Consider the following 25,700-nt stretch of genomic DNA (forward strand, 5'->3'; position numbering starts at 1 on the left):
TTTTCAGGTGATTAGCGTTAATGAGTAAGAAAGCCGTTATAACGGCACTAATGAAGGATATGGCATGAAGCTATGAATAATTCAGGTTTTTAACTCTTTCATCCCTAATAGAAATATATAAATAATCTAAAAAGGATACAATTCCTTCTGGCTGGAAAGTAAGCAAGCAATAATTTTTATATTGTCTAATATCACTTTTATAACCTTCACTAATTTTATTTTCCCTTTCTTCAATTTCCTTTTCTCGTTCTTGGTATCTTTTTTCATTCCTGAAATTATTTACTTTTAAAATTTCCGCCAATTCTACCACCTCTCTTAAATTTTATTATAAACAGTTAAGTTGTGATAAGACACCACTATCCGAAGAAGGAGACTTGAAAAAATTACGAGCAATGTGGGAAATAATAAAAAGAGATACAGACAGACAATAATATATAATTTTGAATATATGGGGGTTAGGAGTAATTTTAATATACATAGCTAATGGGTACCATAAAACAAACCAATAAAAACTAGTATAATTATCCATAAACAATTGATAATTATGAAAAAGTAACCTATTCTATAAAAAACAACTTGTATCTTTTTGGGAAAGGACGAGAAAAATGAGCATTCTTTTTAGAGTCGAATTATATGTGGATGATATAGAAAAGTCGCTTGATTTTTATGAGAATATCATTGGACTAGAACTCTATGGACGAAATGACCGTTGTGGACGCTTTAATTACGATTGTTTTTCTCTATTGTTAACTGCAAAAACCACTTTAGAAGACAAGCATTATTTTCTTACAAAAGCGAAAACAGAGCAAAAAGGGAATGGATTTGAGTTAATCATTGTTGTTGATAAATTAGAGGATGTATATGAACGCTGTCAGAAGAATCACATCATACCTGAAGTTGATATTGAAACATACCCATGGGCAATGCGAGGTTTTAAAATAGCCGATCCAGATGGATACTTTTTGCGTATCACTTCAAAATAATATACAAAACATTATTTTATCTCATTATAGACAGTCAAATGGGCTTTCCACTCTCATAAAAAATTTTAAAAACTCAATTCTACAAAAGTTCCTAATTTTAAATTGAAAAAAATACAGAAAATACGATTTATTTTGAGGATAGTCAAAACTCTGGGTAAAATATTAAAAAAACCATTATAAATTTGGTTATTATGTTATTAAATTATACAATTTAGGTGGAGATAGAGATGCACTTAGGAAAAAAACTTCGTTACTTAAGATTAAAAAATAATCTTTCACAAGAAAAACTAGCGAAAGGTATTGTATCAGTTAGTCATTTAAGTAACTTAGAATCCGGCAGATATTCAGCATCAGAAGAAACGATCCGATTTTTAGCTAAAAGACTCAAGGTAAGTGAACGTTATTTATCGGGTAGTTTGACACCAGATAAAAATCTAGACAAACAATTATCTAAATTATTTGTTACAATTCTTACGGATGTTACAAACACACCGAAGATTTTAGAACCAATTCTTGAACCAATTAATTGTATTTATCAAGAGTGGACTTATTTCTACTTAACATGCAGTTACTACTACAAAGTAAATAAGTTAGATAAAGCAAAAGAAATAGAAGAAAATACGTTAACTTATTTTATATCAGAGAATGATAGTTTAACAGAATACCCTCAGATACTGAAGCAGGCTTACTACTACTATAAAGGCATATCGGCTTATCGAAATAATCATTTAGAAACGAGTTATCGTTCTTTCAATAAGTTAACAGAATATGTTCATTTCAATAAAATTTATGCAGCTATACAATACAATTTAGCGTTAATAAGTTATCAATTATCCGACTATTTTAAAGCAAAAAAACATGCCGATGAGGCTATCAAACTTTATATAAATAACGGGGATCTGGAAAAATTAGCTATCGCACATAATTTATTAGGTACAATATTCTGTGATACTTTTATGTTTAAAGAATCATTACAAGAACTAGAAAAAGCGATGAACTACTCTAATATATTAAAATTCAGCAGTCACAAAGCACGAATCTTTCATAATCAGGGTCTCGTTTATAAAGGAATGAATAACCTTCCGGATGCTTTAAAACAATTTATGAAATCTTATGAATTAAAAATAATAATCAAATCTGAAAGTATTTTAGCTACGCTAGTCGAAATTATTAAATGCCATATTGTACTTAATCAATATAGCGATGCAAAAAAATTAGCAAGAACTTCATCGCAATATTTGAAAACAGAAAGAGATTATCACCAATTATCTTCATTAAAAGGAAGTATTGATTTATATGAAGGTAATGAAGCTGAATTTATTAAGAAAAAAACAGAAGCTCTAAATTATTTTATAAATAATAAGTTGTTTAAAAATGCTAAAGGAATAGCAAAAGAATTAGGAGATTTTTATTTCAAAACTAACAAATATAAAAATGCTGCAACCTATTACAGGATGGAGCTAAATGTTTTTTCAGAAAGGTGGTGAAAAACATTGAGGAAATTAATGACTTTAGCATTATTTTTAGGATTAGCTTTCTCTGCACTACAATCTGGCTTAATCGACATGCACAACGGAGACAATGCAGATATTAATTCTGTAAACCCTAACAATGGTATTATTAGCATTAATAACGGCGACAACGCAGATATCAATTAAAACGCAATTTAAATTACCCCCTGTATTATATAATAGTCTCTCGGAAATTAATTTCCGTATCGGCTCTAGTCTTTTGACTAGGGCTTTTGTATTAGAAGAAAAAGCCCAAAAAGAAAGGAAAAAAGAATCAAAAAATGGCTCCTAAAAACCCTGGAATTGTTGAAAAACTAGTTCGCCGTACACGTAAACAAAGAAAAAATCGTTACTCACCAAAAGCCTATAATACACTGGAACAGCTATTTAAATCCATGTTTGTAGACCACTCTTCCTCAGAAAGGATTTTAGGAAACACGCAGTCATTAAGCATCTTGACCGATGGTACACCTGTAGAAACTGGTGAGCGACCATATAGAAAATTCCTTTGTGATTGCCGTAAACAAGGAAACTGGAAATGCGAGTGCTTTGCGGAAGTTTTCTGATCCTGATGCAAACTGGGGTTGGGACAGCTCCCGTGAAAAATATTATTATGGACGGAACCTTTTTATCCTGGATTCCCGGATTGTGTAACGAGAAATTTCGAAACCCCGCGTAAATACTGGAAAGTTCCATCGTTACAAATGTTTAAAGTATAACGATGGATTCATGAACAAATTTACGACGAGACCTTGATATTACAGCATTTTCAAATTGAACTCGTTATAAATTCCGGGAACTTAGGTTTTATGGTTAGTACTGCCGAAAGTCCATATGATTTACCCATTTATCCAAGGCTGGGCAAGTAAACATGATTCTGTCCTGCTTGTTAGCACCTATCGTGAACTCCTGCATTGGTACCCTGAATGGAAAATTGGGGAAAGCATCTTAGACTCGGCTTTCGATGCTTATCCCATCTATGAAATGTTGGAACACTTTGACGTTTCCGCCATCTATAATGAAATGGATATCAACTTGGACGGTGTTAGCATTCAAAAAAGAATTTGAAACTGCAAAAAAAAATGAAAGATGGCGAGATTGATCGAATTTTGTTCCAGGATGAATCCATGATTAGAGATTATCAAGCCATTGCTAAGACCTGGTTTCCAAAAGGGCAACAAAAAAGATACCAACATATGGCAAGCATCATGGTGTCAAATTAATTGGTACATTGGATTACGAAACTGGCGGGATGGCTTGGTTAGTAACGGAATTTCTTAACCAAGGGGCTTATCAGGCTTGTAAGAAATGGAGAAATAGTGCGAAAGCACCTGAAATTTTAAGACTTTTTGTAAAGCGAAAGGTTGGTGATCAGCTATGAGTCATTTCGAAGTAGTTACTTTGGTTCTATTTCTTTTTGTGGGTGTAAAGTTGATAAATTTATTAATTATGATGATTCTTGTTAAAAATATTAATACCATCAAAAAAAGAAAAAAGGGATTTTTATATGATTATACTAAAATGAAGTTAGGTGAAAATGTTTTTAATTAAAATTTGGGAAAAGTATTAAAAAAGTCGGACGTTAATAAAATTAAGCGATGGACTTACTTTAAACCAAATGCTTATACAGATAACAGCACGTTCTCAATATAAAAGAACGTGCTGTTTTCATATATTTATTAGAAAACTTGCCTTATCGCCAAGCCTTAGTTGCACTTACGACGCACAGGACGTGCTAGTACTGGCGTAGAGATGGGACGTCGCACTTTTAGCCAGTGAGCAGTAGGAAAGTTCCCTATCTGCTAATAAAAGTGGAGACCAACGCTCCACCATTATTATTTTGAAAGTAACTTTTATAATGTTTTGAAAAGTTGACTACTTCTAGACTGTTCTAATATATTGGTCGTCCATCCAACCATTCTACTTACCGTATAAGTCGGTGTAAATAATATTTCTGGCATTTCAACTGCTTTTAATACGGCAGCTGCATAAAACTCAACATTAGCATATAGTTTTTTACCAGGTTTATATTCTTCAAATAAACTAATTACCGTTTGTTCAACATGATATGCCAAGGCTAATAAATCGTCTTGTCCGACAAGTGATTTAATAACATCTTTCAATATGCGTGCTCGCGGATCTTGCACTTTGTAAATTCGATGACCGAAGCCGACAATTTTTAGACCGCACTCAAACCGGCATCTTAGCCAACGTTCTGCATTATTTTTCGTACCAATCATATCAAGCATTTCTTTTACTTTTGCTGGAGTGCCTCCATGCAATGAACCTTTCATTGCTCCAATAGCCCCTGTTACAGCGGAGACCATCTCAGATTCTGTCGATGTAATCACTCTAGCGGCAAAAGTCGAGGCATTTATTCCCTGCTCCATCGTCAAAATTAAGTACGCATTTAATGCTTTAACATGGGCTTCTTTGGGATCCTCACCTGTTAACATATATAAATAATTTTCAACATGTCCTTTCTCAAAAGATGGTTCAATAAAATCCAGATTATTATTTTTACGATAAATATATGCAATGATCGTCGGAGTTATAGCAGTAATTTCAATTGCTTGTTCAATCGTAGGTTTCCACGTATAACTTTGCGAACCTAAAGCTGAAATACTTGTTCTTAATATACTCATAAAATCCATATCGTTAGGAAGATGTTTTAAAATATTTATAATATATCTAGGCAATCTTCTTTTTGAGTACATATACTTATTAAATTCTTCCAACTCATATTTAGTTGGGAGTTCTTCATTCCAAAGTAAATAACAAACTTCTTCAAATGTATGATAAATTGCTAACTCTTTTACGTCCAAGCCTCGATAAAATAACCGATCTTTTTCACCATCGACCAAACTAATATGATTACCTGAATTCCCGGGGCGCTTTAAACAACTATCTGCTTTATTCATGTTGTAATCCTCCTTCTCATAAAAATATTACTCATGTCTGATCGTATATTCTTTTTGGGGATATAAATTTCAAAGGCCTCTTGGCTTATAGTAGTTAGAATTTTCAAATTATTTTACATAGATTAATTTTACTTTGATTGCTCAGTCGAGTGATGTATTTAATTTAATAGTAACAAGAACGAATACTGATGTAAATGCTTTTCCTTGATAATAAAAGTTACTCAAAAAATGGCAAAATATTAGATTAAATGAATGAAATTATTGTAAGAATCCTTTCATACTTGAAAGATAAGTAGATGAAATTTTTTTGAGAATACCTGGATACAGGATATACAATAATTAAGTATCAAATTGCAATTTTAACTAACAAAAAATTCCATTATCCATAATTGTTAAATAATCCTATTTTGGGAAATAATACATTTAAGGCTAAGTTATATCCTAGCAAATGGAATACATTTAAGGAGAGATTTTTAGCATGACTAAAAATGATAAAGGTTTATCCCGTCGCGATTTCTTAAAAACATCGGGTATTGCTGTAGGAACTTTGGTTGGTGGCGGACTCATAGGAGGAGCGATTGGCTATAACGTCCGAAAAGATGCCAATATCCCCCAGCCTAATGAAACAGTGAAAGAGTATAAAGCAGCAAGTCCGAAAGGAAGGAAATTTTTTAAAAGTAATCGTGACTTTGATATATTGTCACAGGCGACAGAGCGTATTTTCCCAGAAGATGAGCTTGGTCCAGGTGCGATTGGTTTAGGCGTTCCTTATTTCATTGATAACCAACTTGCGGGAAGCTATGGGGTCAATGCTAGAGAATATATGCAGGGACCATTTGATGTGGGTGAGCCTACGCAAGGCTATCAAACACCGCTCATACGACAAGAAGTGTTTTTACATGGAATCAGAAAGATGGAAGAAGAAGCGCAAAGTCGTTTCGATACTGGCTTTGCCAAACTGGACGATGAGCAAATGGATGAAATTTTAACAGATTTTCAAAAAGGTGAAGTCGAAATGGATGGGCTAACATCAGATTTCTTTTTCCAATTGCTTCGTTCTGCAACTTTGGAGGGGGCATATGCAGACCCAATATATAGTGGAAATAACAATATGGATGGTTGGAGAATGAAAGATTATCCTGGTCACCAAATGGCTTATATCAAGGATATAGATAGCGAAGAATTTAAGAAAATTGAGCCGCAATCATTAGCAAGCATGGACCAGAAAATAGAGGAGTGATCCATACATGGCAAAAACATTCGATAAAGTAGATGTAGTAACAGTTGGAGTTGGATGGACAGGAGGTATCATTGCAGCTGAATGTGCTAAAGCAGGCCTAAACGTAGTAGGACTAGAACGTGGCGAAGAAAGAGGAACCCAGGATTATCAAAGAATCCATGACGAATACCGCTATGCCATCCGTTATGAATTAATGCAAGATTTATCAAAAGAAACTGTCACATTTCGAAACACACGTAAACAAAAAGCATTGCCGATGAGGCAAATGGGGTCATTTTTATTGGGAGAAGGACTTGGTGGGGCGGGTACCCATTGGAATGGATGGACTTTCAGGTTTCTTCCGTACGATTTTGAAATAAAAACAATAACTGAAGAAAAATATGGCGCAGATAAAATTAAACCAGACTTTCAACTTCAAGATTGGGGTATAACATACGATGAATTAGAGCCATATTTTGATAAGTTTGAAAAAGTAGCAGGTATTTCAGGAGAGACCAATCCGCTTGCCGGTAAAAGATCAGATGATTATCCGACACCACCGATGAAAAAAACTCCGATACTTCAAAAATTTGAAAAAGCAGCACAAGCTAAAGGATATACACCTTATATGTTACCTTCCGCTAATTTATCGGAGGCATATGAAAATCCTGATGGTGAAACAATTTTTGCTTGTCAATATTGTGGATTTTGTGAACGATTCGGTTGTGAGTATGGAGCTAAATCTGCAGCTGAAATTACAGTCATACCTACTGCCAAAAAAACTGGCAACTATGAATTGCGGGTGCATTCTAATGTCGTGGAAATATTAAAAGAAGACGATAAAGTCACAGGTGTCCGATATATTGACACTGTAACAAAAGAGGAATTTATTCAGCCTGCCGAGGTAGTTGTTCTAACAAGTTATATTTTAAACAACGCCAAACTATTAATGATTTCTGATATTGGAGAGCAATATGATCCTGATACTGGCAGAGGTACGTTAGGAAAAAATTATTGTTACCAAATTAATACCGGAACAACTGGATTTTTTGAAAATCAAATGAATACTTTTATGGGGGCAGGTTCCCTTGGAATGTATATGGATGATTTTAATGGGGATAATTTTGATCATAGCGAGCTTGATTTTTTACATGGTGGAGGTATATGGATAACACAACCTGGAAATAGACCTATTAATAGTAACCCTATCCCTGATGATGTTCCTTTATGGGGAGCTGAATTTAAAAAAGCGTCAATTCATAATTTTACCCGTTCTCTCTATGTAGGCGGTCAAGGCGCTTCACTACCTCATAAGGAAAACTTTTTATCATTGGATTCGACATACAAAGATGCGTATGGCTTGCCTTTATTGCAATTGACGTATAATTTCACCGATCAGGATAGAGCTCTGCATAAATTTATTTCAGAAAAAACAGCTGAGATAATGAATGAAATGGGAGCAAAGGAAATTGTTGAAGCCAATGTTTTAGCAGACTATGACATTGTTCCATATCAATCTACACATAATACAGGTGGAACGATTATGGGGGTCGATCCAGAAACAAGTGTGGTGAACAACTACTTGCAGCATTGGAATGCAGACAACCTCTTTGTTGTCGGTGCTGGTAACTTCCCGCATAACAGTGGATATAACCCAACCGGCACAGTTGGAGCTTTGGCATATCGGTGCGCGGAAGGAATCATCAAATACAGTAAAAATGGTGGAAGTTTAGTTTAATAAAGCAATTTCTTACCTCCTCTTAGATGTAGCTGCACGTATATAAAATTTTATATTTACCTTAGAAAGGAGGTCAATCATATGGGATTAGCTCAAATTGGGATACCTGGTTTAATTATTATTCTTGTCATCGTGCTAATTATTTTTGGACCAAAAAAACTTCCAGAAATCGGTGGTGCTGTAGGAAAAACATTGGCAGAGTTCAAAAGATCAACTAAAGAAATCATGGAAGATGATGAACCAGGAGCCGAAGAAAATAAAAATACGGACATAACGTAGAAGGTGTTATGATGGAACCTATTCAGAGAACTAAAAGGAAAATCTTAAGTCCCCTTGATAAAAAGCCTATAGAAATAAAGAGGGAAGCAGTGGAAGATGAGCTACATGTTCAGAACGATGACAAGCTCATCGACCACCTTTCAGAACTTCGAAATCAATTGATCAAAAGTATTTTTATCTTTTTACTTTTCTTAATCATTGTATTCTTAACAATGAATAAATGGTTTCCACTCGTAACAAAAGGAAATGAATTAGTTGTATTTGGACCGTTTCAAATTGTAAAATTTTACACATCTATTTCTGTTACCTTGGCCCTTGGACTTTCTTTGCCATTTCTAATCCACTTCATGTGGCAATTCGTCAAGCCCGGGCTAAAAACAAATGAAGTTCGGTATCTTGGTCTTTATTCACCCATTATGTTCTTATTATTTATAATTGGCGTTGCTTTCGGATACTTTGTCATCAATCCATTGAGCTATCGGTTTTTAATGAACTTTGGCTCTATGAACTTTGAAGTCATTATCTCTGCACAGGAATATGTACATTTTTTAATTATGACAACTATCCCGATCGGATTCCTATTTGAACTTCCAGCAATCGCTATGTTCCTTGCTTCAATTGGGGTACTAACAACAGAAACGATGAAAAATATTCGAAAATGGTCCTATCTAGTTATTGCTATTCTATCAGCACTAATCACTCCACCGGATTTTATTAGCCAGCTGATGGTATTAATCCCGATGGCGCTATTGTACGAAATCAGTATTTATATTGTAAATAAAATGGAAAAAAGACAAGGTGCTGAACAGCCTAAAGTCGTAACAACTGATTAGGTTTAACTTTAGAAATTGAGTAGATTTTTTAAAACTATTACTACTTTCATAAACTGTGACGTTAGGCTCTGCTTATTAATAAATCGATACGGATCGACTCGACATCATAGAAAAAGACTCGCCGTTTTCCATGACCCCCACTCAAAACGGGCACGATTAATATCGAAACATGACCGTTTTCCATGACTCTCACCCAAAACGGGCACGATTAATATCGAAACATGACCATTTTCCATGACCCTCACCCAAAACGGGCACGATTAACATCAAAACATGACCGTTTTCCATGACTCTCACCCAAAACGGGCACGATTAACATCAAAACATGACCGTTTTCCATGACTCTCACCCAAAATGGGCACGATTAACATCAAAACATGACCGTTTTCCATGACTCTCACCCAAAACGGGCACGATTAACATCAAAACATGACCATTTTCCATGACTCTCACCCAAAACGGGCACGATTAACATCAAAACATGACCGTTTTCCATGACCCTTACCCAAAACGGGCACGATTAATATCGAAACATGACCATTTTCCATGACTCTCACCCAAAACGGGCACGATTAATATCGAAACATGACCATTTTCCATGACCCTCACCCAAAACGGGCACGATTAATATCGAAACATGACCATTTTCCATGACCCTCACCCAAAACGGGCACGATTAACATCGAAACTACCCATCTTACAGATCGACATGTTGGGAAAAGACTCGACATCTTAGATCCGGACTCTGCATGTTGTTAATCGACTCACACTCCGGAGCGGAGGTAGAGTCACTTTTCCCCAATGGTGATAAATCGTTACGTCACAGTATCCTTCAACTCCATATTACAATGCTGCCACTTGAAATAGTAACGTTCTTTATATTCTAAAATATAATTGCTCGTCTTTGAAAGTGCTTAGTTTAGCTATGTCCCTATGCCGTATTCCTTTCTAATATGAATCCAATATAAATATACATTCCTTGTCGATTACAACGCTTCATCCATCTGATACAGTGTACGGTAGTATTCACTCGTTTCCATTAAATGATGATGAGAACCATCTAGTTTTATTTTTCCTTCATTTAAAAAAACAATTTTATCCATTAATTCTGCACCAGCTAAATGATGTGTTACCCAAATAATTGTCTTTTCTTTGGCTGCTTCTAAAAAAGTAGTTAGCAAATCTCTTTCAGTCCGTGGATCAAGTCCTGTCGTTGGTTCATCCATTAAAATAATTGGTGTATTTTGAATTAATACGCGGGCAAATGCAACTCGTTGCCTTTCCCCACCTGAAAACCGTTTCCCCATTTCATCCATCTGTGTATATATCCCATTCGGTAATTGATCGACCATTTCCAATACTTGTGCTTGTTTTAAAACATTTTTAATTTCTTCTTCTGTCGCATTAGCCTTTCCAATCCGAATATTATTTGCAATCGTTGTATGAAACAAATGAGGTTTTTGATTTAAAACTGATACAGCATTTGCCAAATAACCGGAGTTCATCTCCATATCATCTATATAAATTTTTCCTTCAGTTGGTTTGATTAAACCAGCTAACATTTTTAACAATGTTGATTTCCCTGTTCCACTTTTCCCTAAGATAGCAACCTTTTTTCCAGGTTCAATCGTTAGTGATAGATTGTCAATTAAATTCTTACTTACTGTTTCATATTGATAGCTAATATTTTCAATTCGAATCGTTGGCTTATTGAACGTAGCATTTCTAGCTTCTGTAAGCTTCATTTCTGCATTTTTTGATTGTTGTAATTTTTCGATCCTTCTTATTGAATCGACATATGTTGGGATTTCTTCTACTGCATCACTCAATGGGAGTAAGGCATCCGTAATCGAAAACATCATTAAGACAAAGGCGGCAATAACTGTTGCAGATATCGTTCCCTCTCCTGCTTGAAAATTCGCCCAAATCATCGTTGCAATAATTGCTAATCCAGCGATAAATCGTAAAAAGGCATCGCGGATATGATGCCAAGTATTAACCTTATTTTCTTTGGAGATTAGCCTACTATTTTCATTAACAACTTGGCTAACTACTTCATCAACACGTCCACTGACAAGCCAATCGAGTTGGCCAAACATTGCATCGGTAAAATGCTGATATAATTTTCCTCTTTTATCCTTAATTAAAATATGATTTTTCTTCATCATCATGTAAGAAATAAATGGTATTAAAAACACGATGACACCAAGTAATCCAATCATCATTAACATAAACAGCCAATCAAAAAGACCTAAAACGATTGCAAAAATACCATATATAACCACTCCAACAAAACTCGGAAGTAATGTTCGAATATAAAAATCTTGCAGTTTTTCAATATCATCAGACAGTACACTTAAAATGTCGCCGGTTTGATAACGACTTTGTAAAAAAAGTGCTTGAGGCTCCAGCAAATTGTAAAGTCTTTTTCGATAGTCTGCTAAAATTCGTAAAACAATATCATGACTAACTAACTTATCAAGATACGGAAATACCGCTTGCCCTATACTAAACGCACGTACTGAAACGATCGGTACATAAACGAGCATAATATTTTCTGGTCGAAGGGAAGACTTTGAAATTAAATAACCTGAGACGAATAACAACATTGCTCCTGAGGTTACCCCTAAAATCGCAAAGAAAACAGTAAGTGCCATGCGACCTTTATTTTTCTTAATATAAGGAATAATCCATTCATTCATCAGCTTCCCTCCCCTTTCCAGTTAACAAATTGTGCATATTCACCATGCTTTTCAAGTAAATCTTCATGTGAGCTACATTCTACTTGAAGTCCATCTTGAAGCATGATAATTTGATCCATCTCTTTCATCCAGTGAAGGCGGTGGGTGGCTAAGAAAACTAATTTGTCATTAAAAAGTTCAAGCATGAGCTGTTTTATCTCATACTCTGTCTCTATGTCTAAATGTGCAGTTGGTTCATCCAATAAAATAATGGGCTTTTCGCTTAATAAAGCTCGGGCAATAGCGATACGTTGTTCCTGTCCACCACTAAGTACTCGACCACCTTCGCCAATTTTTTCATACATTCCATTCGGCAGTTCTATTACTAAATCTTGTAGTCCGATTTTCTCAATAATGTCTTTTACTTTTGAATCTGAAGTATTCGGTTGATAAAAACGAATATTATCTGCCAAGGACAACGGGAAAATATATGGATGTTGTGGAATATAGGCGATGTTTTCAAACCACGCAGCATAATTTAACGATGCAACAATTTCATTATTGATTTTTATTGTACCGTAAGCCGATTCAATTCTTCCTGCTAACAAATTAATGAGGGTTGATTTTCCTGCTCCACTTTCTCCAACAATTCCAACCCAGCCACGATTAGCTTGAAACGAAATAGATTTCAATACCTTTTTCCTATCAATTTCCACTGTTACTTCATTAAAATCAATTTTGCTCTCTTCATTCCATAAAATTGGTTTGTTTTTTTCTATAACTACCTCACCTTTTTGCGTTGCGATTAGTTTGTCTATCTCTGCAATAGCGATTTGTCCATCTAAAGTTGCATGATAATCTTTACCAACTTGCTTAATAGGTGAAAAGTATTCTGGTGCTAAAATTAAAATTGTTAGTGCTGGAAGTAGTAATATTTGACCTTCAATTAAACGAAGGCCGAGTCCTACAGCAACAAAAGCTATGGATAAACTTGTAAAAAAGTCTAGTGCAAAAGAAGATAAAAAAGCAACACGAAGCGTCTTCATCGTAGCTTTTCTGTATTCAGAACTTACACGATAAACCTTTTTAGCATGATCTCGACTTTTACCCAGGTAAGTTAACGTTTCTAGTCCTTTTAACGAATCGATAAAATGGTTTGACAATCTTGTATACGTCTCATATTGTTTATCTGCCATTTTTTCAGCCGCCACGCCAAGCAAAATCATAAAAATAACAACAATAGGAACCGATACGACTAAAATAATCGAAGAAATGGGATCGTAAAAAAATACATACATAACAATTAACACTGGAATAATCACTGTTTTAATCATGCGAATCCCTATGATTTCCACATATTTTTTTACATCGTCTACGCCTTCCATAGCTAATGTGACTAAATGACCTGTTCCAATTTTTTGAACAAAAGATATATTCCGATCAAAATAAACATGCATTAATTCGTTCCGAAGCGTTTTTGCCGATGTTGCAGCAAAACGGTCTGCTACAGCTATTTCTATATGAGTAATAATGTAGCGAATAACAAAAGCAATAAAAAAGAAGCCAATATCAGTGAGTACCTTTTCGATTGGTATTCCTTGAAATAAAAAGGTAATTGCCCGAGCTAAATAATACGCTTGGGCAATAACAGCAACGGCTTCTCCTAAAATTAATAATGTCAATATACTATGGACTAGTCCCGAACCTGGATAGGTAGGTAATCCTTTTTTTCGTTTTTGTTTCATTAGTATTCCAACTCATCATTTTTCTTTATTCTTTTTCTAAAAATATAATAACTCCATGCTTGATACCCTAAAACAAATGGAAGTAATAATATTGAGAAATACGTCATTATTTTAAGGGTATAAGAACCGGATGCAGCATTATACACTGTAAGACTATAAGCATCGGAAATTGAACTAATCATAACCCGTGGGAACATTCCTAGAAAAATACTTCCAATTAGTAATATGATTGTAATGCTTGTTAATGCAAAGGCGTTCATGTCCATTTTTTGTGTATTATACAAGTTAGCAAACAGTAGAGATACCCAAGCTAAAATCGGAATCACCATAAACGTTTGACCATGGTACGTAAACACATCTGAAATAATATAACCGACAACGATAAATGCTAAGAAAAGAATAATCGTTACAGGAGCAACTTTTTTACCAAGCTCCCGTGCCCGCTCTTGTAATTTACCAGTTGTTCGGATCGTAATAAATTGTAGGCCATGCATGATTGTAAGCATGAGGAACATGAGACCTCCAAGTAAAGCAAACGGGTGTAAAAATTGCAAGAACCCACCGATCATTTCTTTTTCTTGATTAATCGGCATACCTGTCATAAAGTTAGCTAAAACTACTCCCCATAAAATCGGTGGTAACAAGCTACCGATAAACATTGCCCAGTCCCACGTGTTTTTCCATCTCAGGTTTTCTACTTTTCCGCGGAATTCAAAAGATACACCACGGATAATGAGGGCAAGGAGCATGAAAACTAAAGGTATATAAAATCCACTAAACATCGTTGCATACCAGTGTGGATATGCAGCAAACATTGCTCCCCCAGCCGTAATTAACCATACTTCATTCGCATCCCAAAACGGACCAATCGTATTAATATACACACGCTTTTCTTTATCATTTTTTCCTAAAAAGCGAGAAACAATACCAACCCCAAAATCAAATCCTTCTAGTACGAAAAAACCGATAAATAAAATAGTAATTAATATAAACCAAAATTCATTAAGAGACAACTTCCGCACCTCCTTCATCATCAAAAGGATCTTTTGTTACAGGAGCATCCAACTCTTCATAATCTTTCTTCTTAATATGTCGAACGTATAAATATACTGCCACAGTCCCCATAATTGCATAGAGTAAATTGAATGCAATAAGCGAAAATAACATTTCATTTGCAGTTACAGATGGGGAAACCGCATCTTCCGTTTTCATCAGTCCAAATACAACCCATGGCTGTCTGCCCATTTCTGTCATAATCCATCCACTTGTGTTCGCTAAAAATGGTAAAATGATCGCAAAAGGCATCATTTTTAAATATATATTATTTTTAGGCATCATCCCTCTACGGGTGGCATACATACCGTAGAAACCGAGTAGTAACATGACACCACCAGCTCCAGTCATTAAGCGGAATACCCAAAAGAGTGCCTTTACGGGTGGGATATAATTTCCCGGGCCATATTTTTCGACATACATATCCTGTAATTGATTTATCCCTTCTAATGATCCGCTAAACTGGTTATATGAAAGGAAACTTAATAAAAATGGAATTTGTATTTCAACATCATTTTCTTTCACTTCCGTGTTAATTTTTGCATAAACAGTAAACGGTGCAGGATCTTCACTCGTTTCCCATTGTGCCTCTGCTGCTGCCATTTTCATTGGCTGGGATTGAACTAAATACTGTGCTTGCCAATGTCCGGTAAATAGAATGATAAATGAGGCAATAGCACCAATAGTAATTGAAATTCTAAATGATCTTCTAAACATATCTAAGTCGTGTTTACGTAACATTTTCCAAGCACTAATCCCTGCAACAACAAATGCCCCTGTTGCTAATGATGTAAAAAACACATGCGGAAACTGAGCCCATAAATGTGGGTTCGTTAAAATTGCAATAAAATCATTCATCTGTGCACGACCATCCACAAATTCGTACCCGACAGGATTTTGCATAAAGGAATTTGCCGACAAAATCCAAAACGCGGAAAGAATTGTTCCAAATGACACAAGCCAAATCGATACTAAATGTAATTTTTTTGATAATCGATTCCAACCAAACACCCAAATACCGATAAATGTTGACTCCATAAAGAATGCAAGCAATCCCTCAATTGCTAAAGACGGGCCAAATACATCCCCGACAAATCGTGAATATGTGGACCAGTTCATCCCAAACTGGAACTCTTGTAAAATCCCTGTTACTACACCAACAGCGAAATTGATTAAAAACAAAACCGCCCAAAATTTTGTCATTTTTTTATAAACTTCATTTCCTTTAATGACGTATAAGGTCTGCATGATCGCAATAGTGAACGCTAATCCAATTGATACCGGTACAAAAAAGTAGTGAAATATTGTGGTAGATGCAAACTGAAGGCGGGCTATAATTAACGGATCCATGATTTATTTCATCTCCCCTTGTTTCATATATATAATCCTATCCATTATGACTGTAGTTTCAGTATACGCTATATTTCACATACATTGTCGGGTATTGGTTACAATTTTCGCACGGTTCTATGTATGAATATTGACAATTAAGAGTAGCGCTTTCATTATTGGACAATATTAACAGAAGATTTCCGAAAGTCTGTAATTAGAAAAATCCGCACAATTCCTATGGATTAACGGACATGTATATATCAAACTAGTCCAATCCCATTAGTTGTGCGGATTTTTTACAATAAAAACTTATTCTACATTATTTTTTTTCTCTTTTCGGTCATTTATAAACTTTTTAATCGTTAATACAATTAGGAATAAGAGCCATGATGTAACAACATAATAAATAATTCGACCAGCTCCAAACAAATCATCGAGAAAAATCGTCATCCCTATCCATATAATGAATACACCCAGAATTTGATATAAATAAAACTTTAAGTCTACTTTAATCTGGATCCTCTCCTTCATGCATACTCTAACATAATAGTAGCGTACACTAGGAAAAAATTAAAGGAATGAAACAAAATATCCGTTTATCAATTATGATGTTACATTCAGCATATTTTCCTACCACTAGATATCTTTACGAGCGACTAAGCATGATTTCAGGCCACTAGGCACCCCTTTGCGAGCGACTAAGCATATTTCTAGACCACTAGGCATCTTCTTAAGCGCAGCTGCATCATTAGTAGTTACTTAGAACAACTTATGAGCGACCTCCAACATCAACCATCACTTACATCCCCAAATCAAAAAATCATTAATTTTTTAAATCTTGTATCAAATTCGCCATCTCTACTGCGGCTGCTGCTGCTTCAGTTCCTTTATTTCCACCTGTCGTTCCCGCTCGCTCAATTGCTTGTTCAATCGTATCTGTTGTTATTACACCGAAAATGACTGGTTTGCCACTTTGTAAGCTCGCTTGAGAAATACCTTTAGCCGCTTCATTACAAACATAATCAAAGTGTGGTGTAGCTCCTCGAATCACTGCACCTAAAGCAATTACTCCATCATACGTTCGTGCAGCCATTTCTTGTGCAATAAGCGGAATTTCAAAAGCACCTGGCACCCAGGCAACATCGATATTTTCTTCTTTGACTCCATACCCTTTTAATGCCCCTATAGCACCATCTAATAAGTTTTTTGTAACTAAATCATTAAAACGTCCGACAACAATTCCAATTTTTAACTCAGTTCCTATCCATTTACCCTGATATACTTTTCCCATCTCTATTCCCCTTCATTTTAACGTTAACATATGTCCCATCTTTTCCTGTTTCGTATATAAATAGTTTTCATTATCCTTAAATAAATTTGGTTCCATTGGGACTCGCTTTTCGATTGTTATATTGTTATTTTCCAATGCTGCAATTTTTCTAGGGTTATTCGTAAGCAACTCTATACTTGAAACCTGTAAATCTTTTAATATTTGAGCACTAACTTCATACTCTCTTAAATCTGCTGGAAAACCTAATGTCTCATTTGCTTCTACAGTATCTAGCCCATTTTCCTGTAATCGATAAGCTCGTAACTTATTTAATAATCCGATCCCTCTACCTTCCTGCCGCATATAGATAACTACACCACTCCCTCGTTCTGAAATCATTTTGAGCGCTTTATCTAATTGTGAACCACAATCGCACCGTTTTGAATGAAAGACATCACCAGTTAAACATTCTGAATGGATGCGAACTAGTACTGAACTTTTACTAGAAATCTCTCCTTTTACAAGTGCAATATGCTCTTTATTATCCAGTTTATTAGAATAACCAATCAGTTTAAAATTTCCATAATCAGTCGGTAAATTTGTTTCTACTTCTCTTACTATAAAGTTTTCATTTCTTTTCCGGTATGCTATCAATTCTTTAATCGTAATTAGTTTCAATTGACATTTATTCGCTATTTTAATTAGATCCGGCACACGGGCCATCTTACCGTCTTCTTTAATAATTTCACAAATCACAGCAACTGGGGAAGCACCACTTATTTTCGCTAAATCAACAGACGCTTCCGTATGACCAGGACGTTCTAGTACGCCGTTTTCTTTCGCTATTAAAGGAAAAACATGTCCAGGACGCTTAAATTGACTTCTTGTTACATTCTTTTCCGTCAATGCTCTAATCGTTATTGCTCTTTCATATGCACTTATACCAGTCGATGTGGTTTCATGATCAATACTTACCGTAAATGCCGTCCCATACGGATCCGTATTTTTATCGACCATTAAAGACAAGTCGAGTAATTCTGCCTTTTCCTTCGTAACCGCAGTACAAACTAAACCTTTCCCATGTGTAATCATAAAATTAATCATCTCTGGAGTTACCTTGTCCGCCAGTCCAACGAAATCCCCTTCATTTTCACGATTTTCATCATCAACTACGATAACGAGTTTTCCCGCCTTTAAATCTTCTATAGCCTCTTCTATCTTATGAAACATCCTTTCACACCCTTATCGTGTTTTTTAAATATTCATGTACATGTTTTCCAAGAACATCACATTCAATATTCACAATATCACCAACCGCTTTTTCACCGAGGATCGTAACGTCCGCCGTATGTGGAATGAGGGATATCGTAATTAGATTTTTCGCAACGTCCACACCAAAAATGGTTAAGCTCACTCCATCTACTGCAACCGAACCTTTTACAATAAAATAATTTTTAATTGATTCTGGTATGCTAATATCATAGTAAACTGCATTTTGATGTAACTGTTTTCTTTCAATTTTCCCGACACCATCAACATGACCGGTGACGAAATGCCCTCCCATTCGATCAGTTGGTCTGAGCGAACGCTCCAGATTAACACCGGAGCCAACTTCAAGACTCGCTAACGATGTCGCATTAATTGTTTCCGGCATGACATCCACTTGAAAATATTCTCTATTAAAATTTGTTACTGTTAAACAAATACCGTTAACTGAAATACTATCACCAACTTTTACATCTTCTAGCACGAGACTTGCATCGATCGTTAGTTGAACCGCTTCTTTTGATACGTCCGTTATTTCCGCAATATATCCTATCTCTTCAACGATTCCTGTAAACATCATTTTCCTCCTTAAGCGCCACAATTTTAATTTGCCCTTCAATTTGCTTTAACTCTTTTATTTGTAATTTAAGGGTATCTGCTAATCTTTTAAACCCCTGACCACCAAAGGCTCCCGGTGCCATATTTCCTCCAATAATAATCGGTGAAATATACATAATCAATTGGTTAATATGCTTAGATTTTAAAAATGAACTATTTACCGTTGCACCACCTTCAACAAGAAGTGAAGTAACTTTTTCAGCCCCTAATTTTTGAAGTACTTTTTCAATTGAAATATTGTCACTTTCCATTTGAAATATTGTTATACCTAATTTCGTAAATTCATTGATTTGTTCTCTAGATACATGGTTGCCGACAAATATCCAAGTCTCTGCGTGTTGATCTATCACAACATTCGCATCAATCGGAGTTCGTAAATGTGTATCCAAAATAATTCGAATTGGATTTCTTCCACTTTTTATACGAGTAGTTAACCTTGGATTATCCTCCATTATTGTATGTACTCCTACTAAAATCGCATCATGTTGATGTCTATAAGTATGTGCATCTATACGAGCAGCTTCATTGGTAATCCATTTACTTTCTAATGTGGATGTTGCTGTTTTGCCATCTATGCTTACCGCTGACTTTACTGTAATATATGGAAGTTTCGTAGTTATATAGTGAAAAAACTTGTCATACAAAGATTTTGCTTCTTCTTCCAAGCAACCTACTTTTACATCTATCCCGGCTGCTTTTAATTTTTCTATTCCTTTACCAGCTACTTTTTCATTCGGATCTTCGCAAGCAATTACAACACGCTGTACTTTTCTTTTTATTACATAATCTGCACAGGGCGGTGTTTTCCCAAAATGGCTGCAAGGCTCTAGCGTAACGTAAACGGTAGCTCCTTCCGCCTTTTCTCCTGCCATTTCTAACGCAATTACTTCAGCATGAGCCTCTCCATATGAAAGATGTGCACCTAATCCAACAATTCTATTACCATTTACAACAACTGCACCAACAGGCGGGTTCGGGGTTGTTTGACCTTTTATTTGACTTGCTAATTGTATTGCAAAACGCATATACTCTTCTTCCAACAACCTAATCCCCTCCTTTTAAAAATGCTAAAAAGCCCCTGAATTGCTTCAGAGGCTTCATTACAAAATTATTAAATAAGCAAATAAGTATACAAAAAACTGTATCCAAATAAACATACCTCTACTGTTATTTACTTATTTATCCAAAACAAAAAGATAAATAAATAGACAAAAAGAGAGCACGTTTTACTGTCTTATTCACTCGTTTAACAATTCTTCTCCCATCCAGACTTTAACTGTCGGCTCTGGAGTTTCACCAGATCAGCCATGCTATATAGCACAGGTCACGGGCTGTAAGGAATGAACCTTAATCACCGTCGATTGGGAATTTCACCCGACCCCCGAAGACTTGTTATCACTTGTATGCAGTTGTAATATTAACTTTAATATACAAAAAAAGAAATAGCAAATGATTTAACATAACCGTTTGCTATTTCGAACCTTTATTTAATAATATCTACCTTTTTTACCCAAGAGTAATTTTCTTTAATAACACCTGATCTGAAGCTACTTTTTGTATCGTAAAAGATCTATTTTCACCTAAGTAGGGATTGTTTCTCCGGTTGCATATTTTTTTGCCCTTAAATTAATTTTAACATGATCTCCTACTTTAAATGTGGTTGTTGCAGATGAGCTTGTAGTCGAATCTGAATTAATCCAACTTCCAGGGGTCCCTTTACTTTTCGGAAGAGTTTCCTCAATCTGTTCGTTAGAGCTTTCAGTTGGTCTTTTTCTATTGGTTGGTTCATAAGCTTTCTGCCAATGACAGCGCCATCTGAAGCATAACCAAATAAAAAAGCGACTCGAAGAAATCGCTTCAAAATGGAAATGTGAGATTTTAGAAATTAACAGTGAGGAGGATCATCACCATATATTATTAATGCACCACCACAAATTAATCTAGCTAATATAGTTAATAGTTTTAAAACTATAACCTCTAGATACATTCGAAAGGAGTTCGAAAAATTCCTTAAGGCTTATTATTGGAAACCTTATTCTTGGAGTTGGAGTTAATTAATTTTAACTTCCGGCGGAGCACCTATATCCGTAATTAAGGAATACATCAAAAATCAAGACCGTGAAGGTTAACCCTCCACTAATTGCAGTTGCAATTTGAAGGGGAATGCCCTTCACTTATTATTTAATTGGAATAGTAAATGAAAAAGTGTTATTCCCACATTCTGAACGAACTTCTATCCGTCCGCCATGGTTTTCAATTATTTCTTTCGCAATAGCCAGCCCTAAACCGGTACCACCCGTTTCTCGATTACGAGATTTCTCCACACGATAAAAGCGGTTGAACAATTGATCTTGTTGTTCTTTTTCAATTTGATCACCAGGATTTTCTACAATAAACTGATAATAATTATCACGTTTTATCCCCCGAATAATAATCGGTCCATTACCTTTATAGTACCGTATCGCATTATCGATTAAATTATTTAATACTTGTCGTATTCCTTCCTTATGAATGAATACTACCGCTTCTTCTACATTTATCGTTACGTTAAGATCTTTTTCTGCTAATTTCCAGGTGAACATTTGAACACTTTCCTCAATAACAGATTTTATTTGCACCTCTTTTTTTAGCATGATTTTTTCGTTTCCTACCCCATTCCACACCGTAAGAGAATCCATTTGTTCCATAAGAATTGATAATTGTACTGCTTGCCCATGTAAAGATTCAAATAATTGCGGGTTTGCTTCAATATCACCAGATTTAAGGGCATGAAGATAACCTGTTAAATTAGCGATTGGCGTTCTAAGTTCATGAGAAATATCAGCAACTAATTTTTTTCGATATTGTTCATTTTCTTGAAGTTGTTGGATTAGTTCATTATATTGCTTAGTTAACTGACCGATTTCGTCTTTAGAGGAAACGGGGAGCCGTTCTGGATAAGAGCCTTGATTTAAAATCTTTGTAGATTCAATTAAATTATTTACAGGATCAATTAGTTTTTTTGTCAAATAAAAGTGGATAATGCTACTAGTAAACACAGCAATGATCGCAAAAAGAAATACATACTGAAATAAAGTTGTATTGAATTGCTGTTGCCGAGTTACTGAAAAGTTACCAATTCCGTCAACTAAAAAACAAGCAGTATGGTAAATTGCTAATCCAGAAAGTACAATTGTCCCAGCTACAACAATGATATTTACACTTGTTAGCCGCCATAAAAATCCTTTTGGAATAATAGCTTGTAAAATTTTACTAATTGACAAACTTATACCCCATTCCTCTTATCGTTCGTATTCGTCTCGGTTTAGAAGGCACTGCCTCAATTTTTTCTCGCAACTTTTTAATATGGGCATCAATCGTACGATCTAAAATATCTTGTTCATCATAAGCATACAGTTCATTTACTAATCGTTCTCTTGTAAAAACTGTATTTGGATGGGACATTAACAAATATAATAATTCAAATTCATGTTTCGTTAAATGAATCGATTTATCGTAAAGGAGTACTTCCCGCTTACGTGGCATAATACATAATCCGTCGTACGTTATTTTTTGACACATCATCCCTGTACGCCTCAGCATTGCCTCTACATGTGCGACAAGTTCATCAGGATTAAACGGCTTGGTAATATAATTATCTGCTCCAATCTGAAGTCCATTTATTTTATCACCAATTTGTGATTTTGCAGATAACATAATAATTGATACATCATTATTATTCATGTCTTTTCGTACCCATTTACAAAACACTTCACCGCTAATTTTGGGTAACATTAAATCTAAAACAATTAAACAAGGATGATGCTTCAAAAAGAGTTCTTTTGCACGTTCACCATCCTCCGCTTCTAAAACGTCATAACCATTTTTATTCAAGTAAATTGTGATTAAATTGCGGATCATGACATCATCTTCAACGACCAAAATTGGTTCTTTCATTATAAACACCTCATGGATTAATCCATTTTTTCAAATTCTTGAACCATCAGTTCATAATTAAGTGGACCAACAGCAATATTATGAATTTTTCCTTCTGAATTAATTAAATAAGAAGTTGGCAAGGATTGAGCTCTATAAATATTACCTACTGTTGTATTTTTGTCCTCCAAAACTGTAAAAGAAATTCCATATTCTTCAAGAAATTTGACCACATTTCTTGGGCTATTTTCTGTTTCAGTTAAATTAACAGCTAAAATAACCCCTTCGTCATGTTCTTCATGAAACTTTTGCATATCTGGCATTTCAGCACGACATGGAGGACACCAAGTTGCCCAAAAATTCAACATTACTTTTTCCCCACGAAAATCAGACAATTTAACTGTTTCCCCGTCAATTGTTTCTAACTCAAAATCTGGGGCAAGATTGCCTTTTTCAAGTCCCACATCTGGATCCAGTTCTTGTGTTGTCTCTTTATTTATTGCAAAATCATAAACTGCCCACCCTAATAAACCTACTACCACCACGATTATAATCCATTTTTTCATTTGTATTCCTCCAATTTAACCAAGTCTTGAAAACCAAGTTCCATCTACTAAATCAAGCAAAAACTCTGTAATACGTGGCATCAGACCAGTAAATAACACAATTCCCATTACAATCATAATGACTCCGCCAACTCTCATAATACCTTGGCTCTTTTGAACAATCCATTTTGTTCGACCAAGAAAAAAACTTAACAATAAAAAAGGAAGTGCAAATCCAATCACATACAAGATTGTATAAAAAATGCCTTGTCCAGGATTGCTAGCCGCTAGTAGCAAGATTGATCCAAAAATTGGTCCAATACATGGGGTCCAACCCGCTGCAAATCCTGTACCTACGAAAAATGTACCAAGATAACTGACATTTGTTTTTTTGTATTGCATTCGTTTTTCTTTCATTAAAAAATTGATATTGATCCAACCGGCTACAAACAGCCCCATCACAATAATAAATATTCCAGCTATTCGTTGGATGAATAGACCTGAATCACCTGATAACAAATGTTGAATCCATTGCCCCAAAAAGGAAGCTCCTACACCTAAACTAATAAAAACGAGCGAAACACCGGCTAAAAAAAATAGAGAATGGGTTAATAAAGCACTTCGCATTCTCCTATCTTGAGCTCCTTGTAATTCTTTTACACTAATTCCAGTAATATATGACAAGTATGCCGGAAATATCGGCAATACACAAGGAGATAAAAAAGACAATGCACCTGCTCCTAGGGCTAACAACATACCGACTATTAAAAGTGTATCTGTTTCAATACCGCCCATTAAGACACCTTCCTTCTATTACTATACACAATGATAATAAAAACTAGAATCAATAAACTTATAAAATAAAATGGAGAAATCATGTAGCCAAAAAAAGTCACCGTATCTTTTAGCAAGGTCAATATAAATAAAATGATCAATGAAGCTGTAGCAAAAATAACATTCACTAGAGTGTTCGCCCATTTACCATACACGAAAACATAGCCTATTAATAGGAGCATCCAAAGAAATAATATCGGCAATAAATTGTCATGTTTATAAATGACAAGCTGAGTAAATTCAAATATAAAGGATGTCGCAATGAATACTGGTACAAACGTGTTAAACAAGTGGCGAGCATCTAGTCCTTTTTTTGTTGTTAGATAATAAATATTGACCATGATTAATACAGATGCAATATAAAAAGCTCTAGAATCACTTGGATATGCTAAAACCGCTAAAGGATCTTGCACGAATAAGTTCATATGTATGACTACTTTTCCGATCCAAATATAAAGGATAAAATTAATTAATAGCGATAATATATTTTCTGCATGCTTCTTTTTCCTTTCCTTATCTTCATTTGTTATTAAAAGATAAAATAGGATGCCTAATATAAAGCTAATAACTAATATCCCTATCGACATCATCATTGTAGTTGATGGCATTCCTGTTCCTCCAAATTAAGCTCTTCCTACATTATAAAGTACTAATATGAAAATTTGATGAAAATGAACTCATGACACAATATTGTCATATAAAACCTAGGTTCCCGGAATTTATAACGAGGTCAATTTGAAAATGCTGTAATATCAAGGTCTTGACTTAAATTTGTTCATAATCCATCGTTACATTATAGAAATTTGTGACGATGAAACTTTCCGGTATTTACGTGGGGTTTCGAAGTTTCTCATTCCGCAATCCGGGAATTCTGGATAAAAACTAGATGTATAGAGGGAAAGTTCTTTAAAAAGCATAAAAATACCCCAGCAAATCTATTATTCACTAGGGAACTTC

23 protein-coding genes, 2 pseudogenes and 1 riboswitch are annotated in these 25,700 nt (G+C 35.0%); of the genes and pseudogenes, 9 read left to right on the forward strand and 16 right to left on the reverse strand.

What is annotated here, in order from left to right; translation table 11 throughout:
* Positions 1–70 precede the first annotated feature (70 nt).
* Positions 71–301 carry a hypothetical protein gene (locus SPD89_RS07150; RefSeq protein ID WP_336261274.1) on the reverse strand — a complete coding sequence of 77 codons (231 nt, stop codon included), beginning with the start codon at positions 299–301 and terminating at the stop codon, positions 71–73.
* Positions 302–605: 304 nt separating this feature from the next.
* Here SPD89_RS07150 and SPD89_RS07155 point away from each other — a divergent pair, with 304 nt between their 5' ends.
* The 4 genes and pseudogenes from SPD89_RS07155 to SPD89_RS07170 form a co-directional block, all read left to right on the forward strand.
* Positions 606–983, forward strand: coding sequence for a VOC family protein (locus SPD89_RS07155; RefSeq protein ID WP_336261275.1), 378 nt, complete (start codon positions 606–608; stop codon positions 981–983).
* 227 nt (positions 984–1,210) lie between these two features.
* Complete coding sequence (locus SPD89_RS07160; RefSeq protein WP_336261276.1) at positions 1,211–2,470, forward strand: helix-turn-helix transcriptional regulator; 1,260 nt, start codon at positions 1,211–1,213, stop codon at positions 2,468–2,470.
* 6 nt (positions 2,471–2,476) lie between these two features.
* Positions 2,477–2,641 carry a hypothetical protein gene (locus tag SPD89_RS07165; protein ID WP_336261277.1) on the forward strand — a complete coding sequence of 55 codons (165 nt, stop codon included), beginning with the start codon at positions 2,477–2,479 and terminating at the stop codon, positions 2,639–2,641.
* Between the two features lie 929 nt (positions 2,642–3,570).
* Positions 3,571–3,743: pseudogene (locus SPD89_RS07170) on the forward strand (transposase); the annotation flags it as partial.
* 604 nt (positions 3,744–4,347) lie between these two features.
* On the opposite strand, the gene SPD89_RS07175 reads toward SPD89_RS07170, so the two are convergent.
* Complete coding sequence (locus SPD89_RS07175) at positions 4,348–5,415, reverse strand: citrate/2-methylcitrate synthase (RefSeq protein ID WP_336261278.1); 1,068 nt, start codon at positions 5,413–5,415, stop codon at positions 4,348–4,350.
* Between the two features lie 478 nt (positions 5,416–5,893).
* On the opposite strand from SPD89_RS07175, the gene SPD89_RS07180 reads away from it, so the two are divergent.
* The 4 genes from SPD89_RS07180 (at position 5,894) to tatC (ending at position 9,484) form a co-directional block, all read left to right on the forward strand.
* Positions 5,894–6,655, forward strand: coding sequence for a gluconate 2-dehydrogenase subunit 3 family protein (locus SPD89_RS07180; RefSeq protein ID WP_336261279.1), 762 nt, complete (start codon positions 5,894–5,896; stop codon positions 6,653–6,655).
* Between the two features lie 7 nt (positions 6,656–6,662).
* Positions 6,663–8,372 (forward strand): GMC family oxidoreductase, encoded by a 1,710-nt coding sequence (locus tag SPD89_RS07185; RefSeq protein ID WP_336261280.1) that lies wholly within the window; start codon positions 6,663–6,665, stop codon positions 8,370–8,372.
* Between the two features lie 81 nt (positions 8,373–8,453).
* Entirely contained in the window at positions 8,454–8,651 is a 198-nt protein-coding gene (gene tatA / locus SPD89_RS07190) for a twin-arginine translocase TatA/TatE family subunit (RefSeq protein ID WP_336261281.1), read from the forward strand.
* Positions 8,652–8,662: 11 nt separating this feature from the next.
* Complete coding sequence (gene tatC, locus SPD89_RS07195; RefSeq protein WP_336261282.1) at positions 8,663–9,484, forward strand: twin-arginine translocase subunit TatC; 822 nt, start codon at positions 8,663–8,665, stop codon at positions 9,482–9,484.
* A 986-nt stretch (positions 9,485–10,470) separates the two neighbouring features.
* On the opposite strand, the gene cydC is transcribed toward tatC, so the two are convergent.
* From cydC to ribD, 9 genes are all read right to left on the reverse strand, one after another.
* Complete coding sequence (gene cydC, locus SPD89_RS07200) at positions 10,471–12,186, reverse strand: thiol reductant ABC exporter subunit CydC (RefSeq protein ID WP_336261283.1); 1,716 nt, start codon at positions 12,184–12,186, stop codon at positions 10,471–10,473.
* Entirely contained in the window at positions 12,186–13,910 is a 1,725-nt protein-coding gene (cydD, locus tag SPD89_RS07205; protein ID WP_336261284.1) for a thiol reductant ABC exporter subunit CydD, read from the reverse strand. The genes cydC and cydD overlap by 1 nt, the downstream gene beginning before the upstream one ends.
* Positions 13,910–14,941, reverse strand: a complete 1,032-nt coding sequence (gene cydB / locus SPD89_RS07210) for a cytochrome d ubiquinol oxidase subunit II (RefSeq protein WP_336261373.1) — start codon at positions 14,939–14,941, stop codon at positions 13,910–13,912. Before cydB ends, cydD begins: the two co-directional genes overlap by 1 nt.
* The gene (locus SPD89_RS07215; RefSeq protein ID WP_336261285.1) at positions 14,913–16,313 is read right to left on the reverse strand and encodes a cytochrome ubiquinol oxidase subunit I; all 1,401 of its coding nucleotides are present in this window, start codon (positions 16,311–16,313) and stop codon (positions 14,913–14,915) included. Before SPD89_RS07215 ends, cydB begins: the two co-directional genes overlap by 29 nt.
* 291 nt (positions 16,314–16,604) lie before the next feature.
* Positions 16,605–16,826 carry a hypothetical protein gene (locus SPD89_RS07220; RefSeq protein WP_336261286.1) on the reverse strand — a complete coding sequence of 74 codons (222 nt, stop codon included), beginning with the start codon at positions 16,824–16,826 and terminating at the stop codon, positions 16,605–16,607.
* A 292-nt stretch (positions 16,827–17,118) separates the two neighbouring features.
* Positions 17,119–17,586, reverse strand: a complete 468-nt coding sequence (gene ribH, locus SPD89_RS07225) for a 6,7-dimethyl-8-ribityllumazine synthase (RefSeq protein WP_336261287.1) — start codon at positions 17,584–17,586, stop codon at positions 17,119–17,121.
* 12 nt (positions 17,587–17,598) lie between these two features.
* Positions 17,599–18,795 carry a bifunctional 3,4-dihydroxy-2-butanone-4-phosphate synthase/GTP cyclohydrolase II gene (locus SPD89_RS07230; protein WP_336261288.1) on the reverse strand — a complete coding sequence of 399 codons (1,197 nt, stop codon included), beginning with the start codon at positions 18,793–18,795 and terminating at the stop codon, positions 17,599–17,601.
* Between the two features lie 4 nt (positions 18,796–18,799).
* Positions 18,800–19,408 carry a riboflavin synthase gene (gene ribE / locus SPD89_RS07235; protein WP_336261289.1) on the reverse strand — a complete coding sequence of 203 codons (609 nt, stop codon included), beginning with the start codon at positions 19,406–19,408 and terminating at the stop codon, positions 18,800–18,802.
* Complete coding sequence (gene ribD / locus SPD89_RS07240) at positions 19,389–20,492, reverse strand: bifunctional diaminohydroxyphosphoribosylaminopyrimidine deaminase/5-amino-6-(5-phosphoribosylamino)uracil reductase RibD (RefSeq protein ID WP_336261290.1); 1,104 nt, start codon at positions 20,490–20,492, stop codon at positions 19,389–19,391. The genes ribE and ribD overlap by 20 nt, the downstream gene beginning before the upstream one ends.
* 206 nt (positions 20,493–20,698) lie before the next feature.
* A riboswitch (FMN riboswitch) is annotated at positions 20,699–20,842 on the reverse strand.
* Positions 20,843–21,279: 437 nt separating this feature from the next.
* On the opposite strand from ribD, the pseudogene tnpA reads away from it, so the two are divergent.
* Positions 21,280–21,503 (forward strand): annotated as a pseudogene (gene tnpA / locus SPD89_RS07245) (IS200/IS605 family transposase).
* A gap of 123 nt (positions 21,504–21,626) precedes the next feature.
* On the opposite strand, the gene SPD89_RS07250 reads toward tnpA, so the two are convergent.
* From SPD89_RS07250 to SPD89_RS07270, 5 genes are read right to left on the reverse strand one after another with little or no spacing between them, the layout of a single operon-like run.
* On the reverse strand, positions 21,627–22,712 hold the full coding sequence (locus tag SPD89_RS07250) for a sensor histidine kinase (RefSeq protein ID WP_336261291.1): 1,086 nt from the start codon (positions 22,710–22,712) through the stop codon (positions 21,627–21,629).
* Positions 22,702–23,385: a response regulator transcription factor gene (locus SPD89_RS07255; protein WP_336261292.1), complete on the reverse strand. Its 684-nt coding sequence runs from the start codon at positions 23,383–23,385 to the stop codon at positions 22,702–22,704. Before SPD89_RS07255 ends, SPD89_RS07250 begins: the two co-directional genes overlap by 11 nt.
* A gap of 17 nt (positions 23,386–23,402) precedes the next feature.
* Positions 23,403–23,930: a TlpA family protein disulfide reductase gene (locus SPD89_RS07260; RefSeq protein ID WP_336261293.1), complete on the reverse strand. Its 528-nt coding sequence runs from the start codon at positions 23,928–23,930 to the stop codon at positions 23,403–23,405.
* Positions 23,931–23,945: 15 nt separating this feature from the next.
* Positions 23,946–24,704, reverse strand: a complete 759-nt coding sequence (locus SPD89_RS07265; RefSeq protein ID WP_336261294.1) for a cytochrome c biogenesis CcdA family protein — start codon at positions 24,702–24,704, stop codon at positions 23,946–23,948.
* Positions 24,704–25,351 carry a hypothetical protein gene (locus tag SPD89_RS07270; protein WP_336261295.1) on the reverse strand — a complete coding sequence of 216 codons (648 nt, stop codon included), beginning with the start codon at positions 25,349–25,351 and terminating at the stop codon, positions 24,704–24,706. Before SPD89_RS07270 ends, SPD89_RS07265 begins: the two co-directional genes overlap by 1 nt.
* Between the last annotated feature and the right edge of the window lie 349 nt (positions 25,352–25,700).

The sequence above is a fragment of the Pseudogracilibacillus sp. SO30301A genome (genome assembly GCF_037072025.1).
Classification (GTDB): Bacteria; Bacillota; Bacilli; order Bacillales; family Amphibacillaceae; genus Pseudogracilibacillus.

What these genes read in the sequence shown, in the direction of transcription:
- ribH (WP_336261287.1), bottom strand. Translation starts at nt 17,586, where the DNA reads ATGGGAAAAGTATATCAGGGTAAATGGATAGGAACTGAGTTAAAAATT.
- SPD89_RS07175 (WP_336261278.1), bottom strand. Translation starts at nt 5,415, where the DNA reads ATGAATAAAGCAGATAGTTGTTTAAAGCGCCCCGGGAATTCAGGTAAT.
- SPD89_RS07180 (WP_336261279.1), top strand. Translation starts at nt 5,894, where the DNA reads ATGACTAAAAATGATAAAGGTTTATCCCGTCGCGATTTCTTAAAAACA.
- SPD89_RS07255 (WP_336261292.1), bottom strand. Translation starts at nt 23,385, where the DNA reads ATGAAAGAACCAATTTTGGTCGTTGAAGATGATGTCATGATCCGCAAT.
- SPD89_RS07160 (WP_336261276.1), top strand. Translation starts at nt 1,211, where the DNA reads ATGCACTTAGGAAAAAAACTTCGTTACTTAAGATTAAAAAATAATCTT.
- cydC (WP_336261283.1), bottom strand. Translation starts at nt 12,186, where the DNA reads ATGAATGAATGGATTATTCCTTATATTAAGAAAAATAAAGGTCGCATG.
- tatA (WP_336261281.1), top strand. Translation starts at nt 8,454, where the DNA reads ATGGGATTAGCTCAAATTGGGATACCTGGTTTAATTATTATTCTTGTC.
- cydB (WP_336261373.1), bottom strand. Translation starts at nt 14,941, where the DNA reads ATGAAGGAGGTGCGGAAGTTGTCTCTTAATGAATTTTGGTTTATATTA.
- ribE (WP_336261289.1), bottom strand. Translation starts at nt 19,408, where the DNA reads ATGTTTACAGGAATCGTTGAAGAGATAGGATATATTGCGGAAATAACG.
- tatC (WP_336261282.1), top strand. Translation starts at nt 8,663, where the DNA reads ATGGAACCTATTCAGAGAACTAAAAGGAAAATCTTAAGTCCCCTTGAT.
- SPD89_RS07215 (WP_336261285.1), bottom strand. Translation starts at nt 16,313, where the DNA reads ATGGATCCGTTAATTATAGCCCGCCTTCAGTTTGCATCTACCACAATA.
- SPD89_RS07260 (WP_336261293.1), bottom strand. Translation starts at nt 23,930, where the DNA reads ATGAAAAAATGGATTATAATCGTGGTGGTAGTAGGTTTATTAGGGTGG.
- SPD89_RS07155 (WP_336261275.1), top strand. Translation starts at nt 606, where the DNA reads ATGAGCATTCTTTTTAGAGTCGAATTATATGTGGATGATATAGAAAAG.
- SPD89_RS07220 (WP_336261286.1), bottom strand. Translation starts at nt 16,826, where the DNA reads ATGAAGGAGAGGATCCAGATTAAAGTAGACTTAAAGTTTTATTTATAT.
- SPD89_RS07265 (WP_336261294.1), bottom strand. Translation starts at nt 24,704, where the DNA reads ATGGGCGGTATTGAAACAGATACACTTTTAATAGTCGGTATGTTGTTA.
- SPD89_RS07270 (WP_336261295.1), bottom strand. Translation starts at nt 25,351, where the DNA reads ATGCCATCAACTACAATGATGATGTCGATAGGGATATTAGTTATTAGC.
- cydD (WP_336261284.1), bottom strand. Translation starts at nt 13,910, where the DNA reads ATGAAACAAAAACGAAAAAAAGGATTACCTACCTATCCAGGTTCGGGA.
- SPD89_RS07230 (WP_336261288.1), bottom strand. Translation starts at nt 18,795, where the DNA reads ATGTTTCATAAGATAGAAGAGGCTATAGAAGATTTAAAGGCGGGAAAA.
- SPD89_RS07185 (WP_336261280.1), top strand. Translation starts at nt 6,663, where the DNA reads ATGGCAAAAACATTCGATAAAGTAGATGTAGTAACAGTTGGAGTTGGA.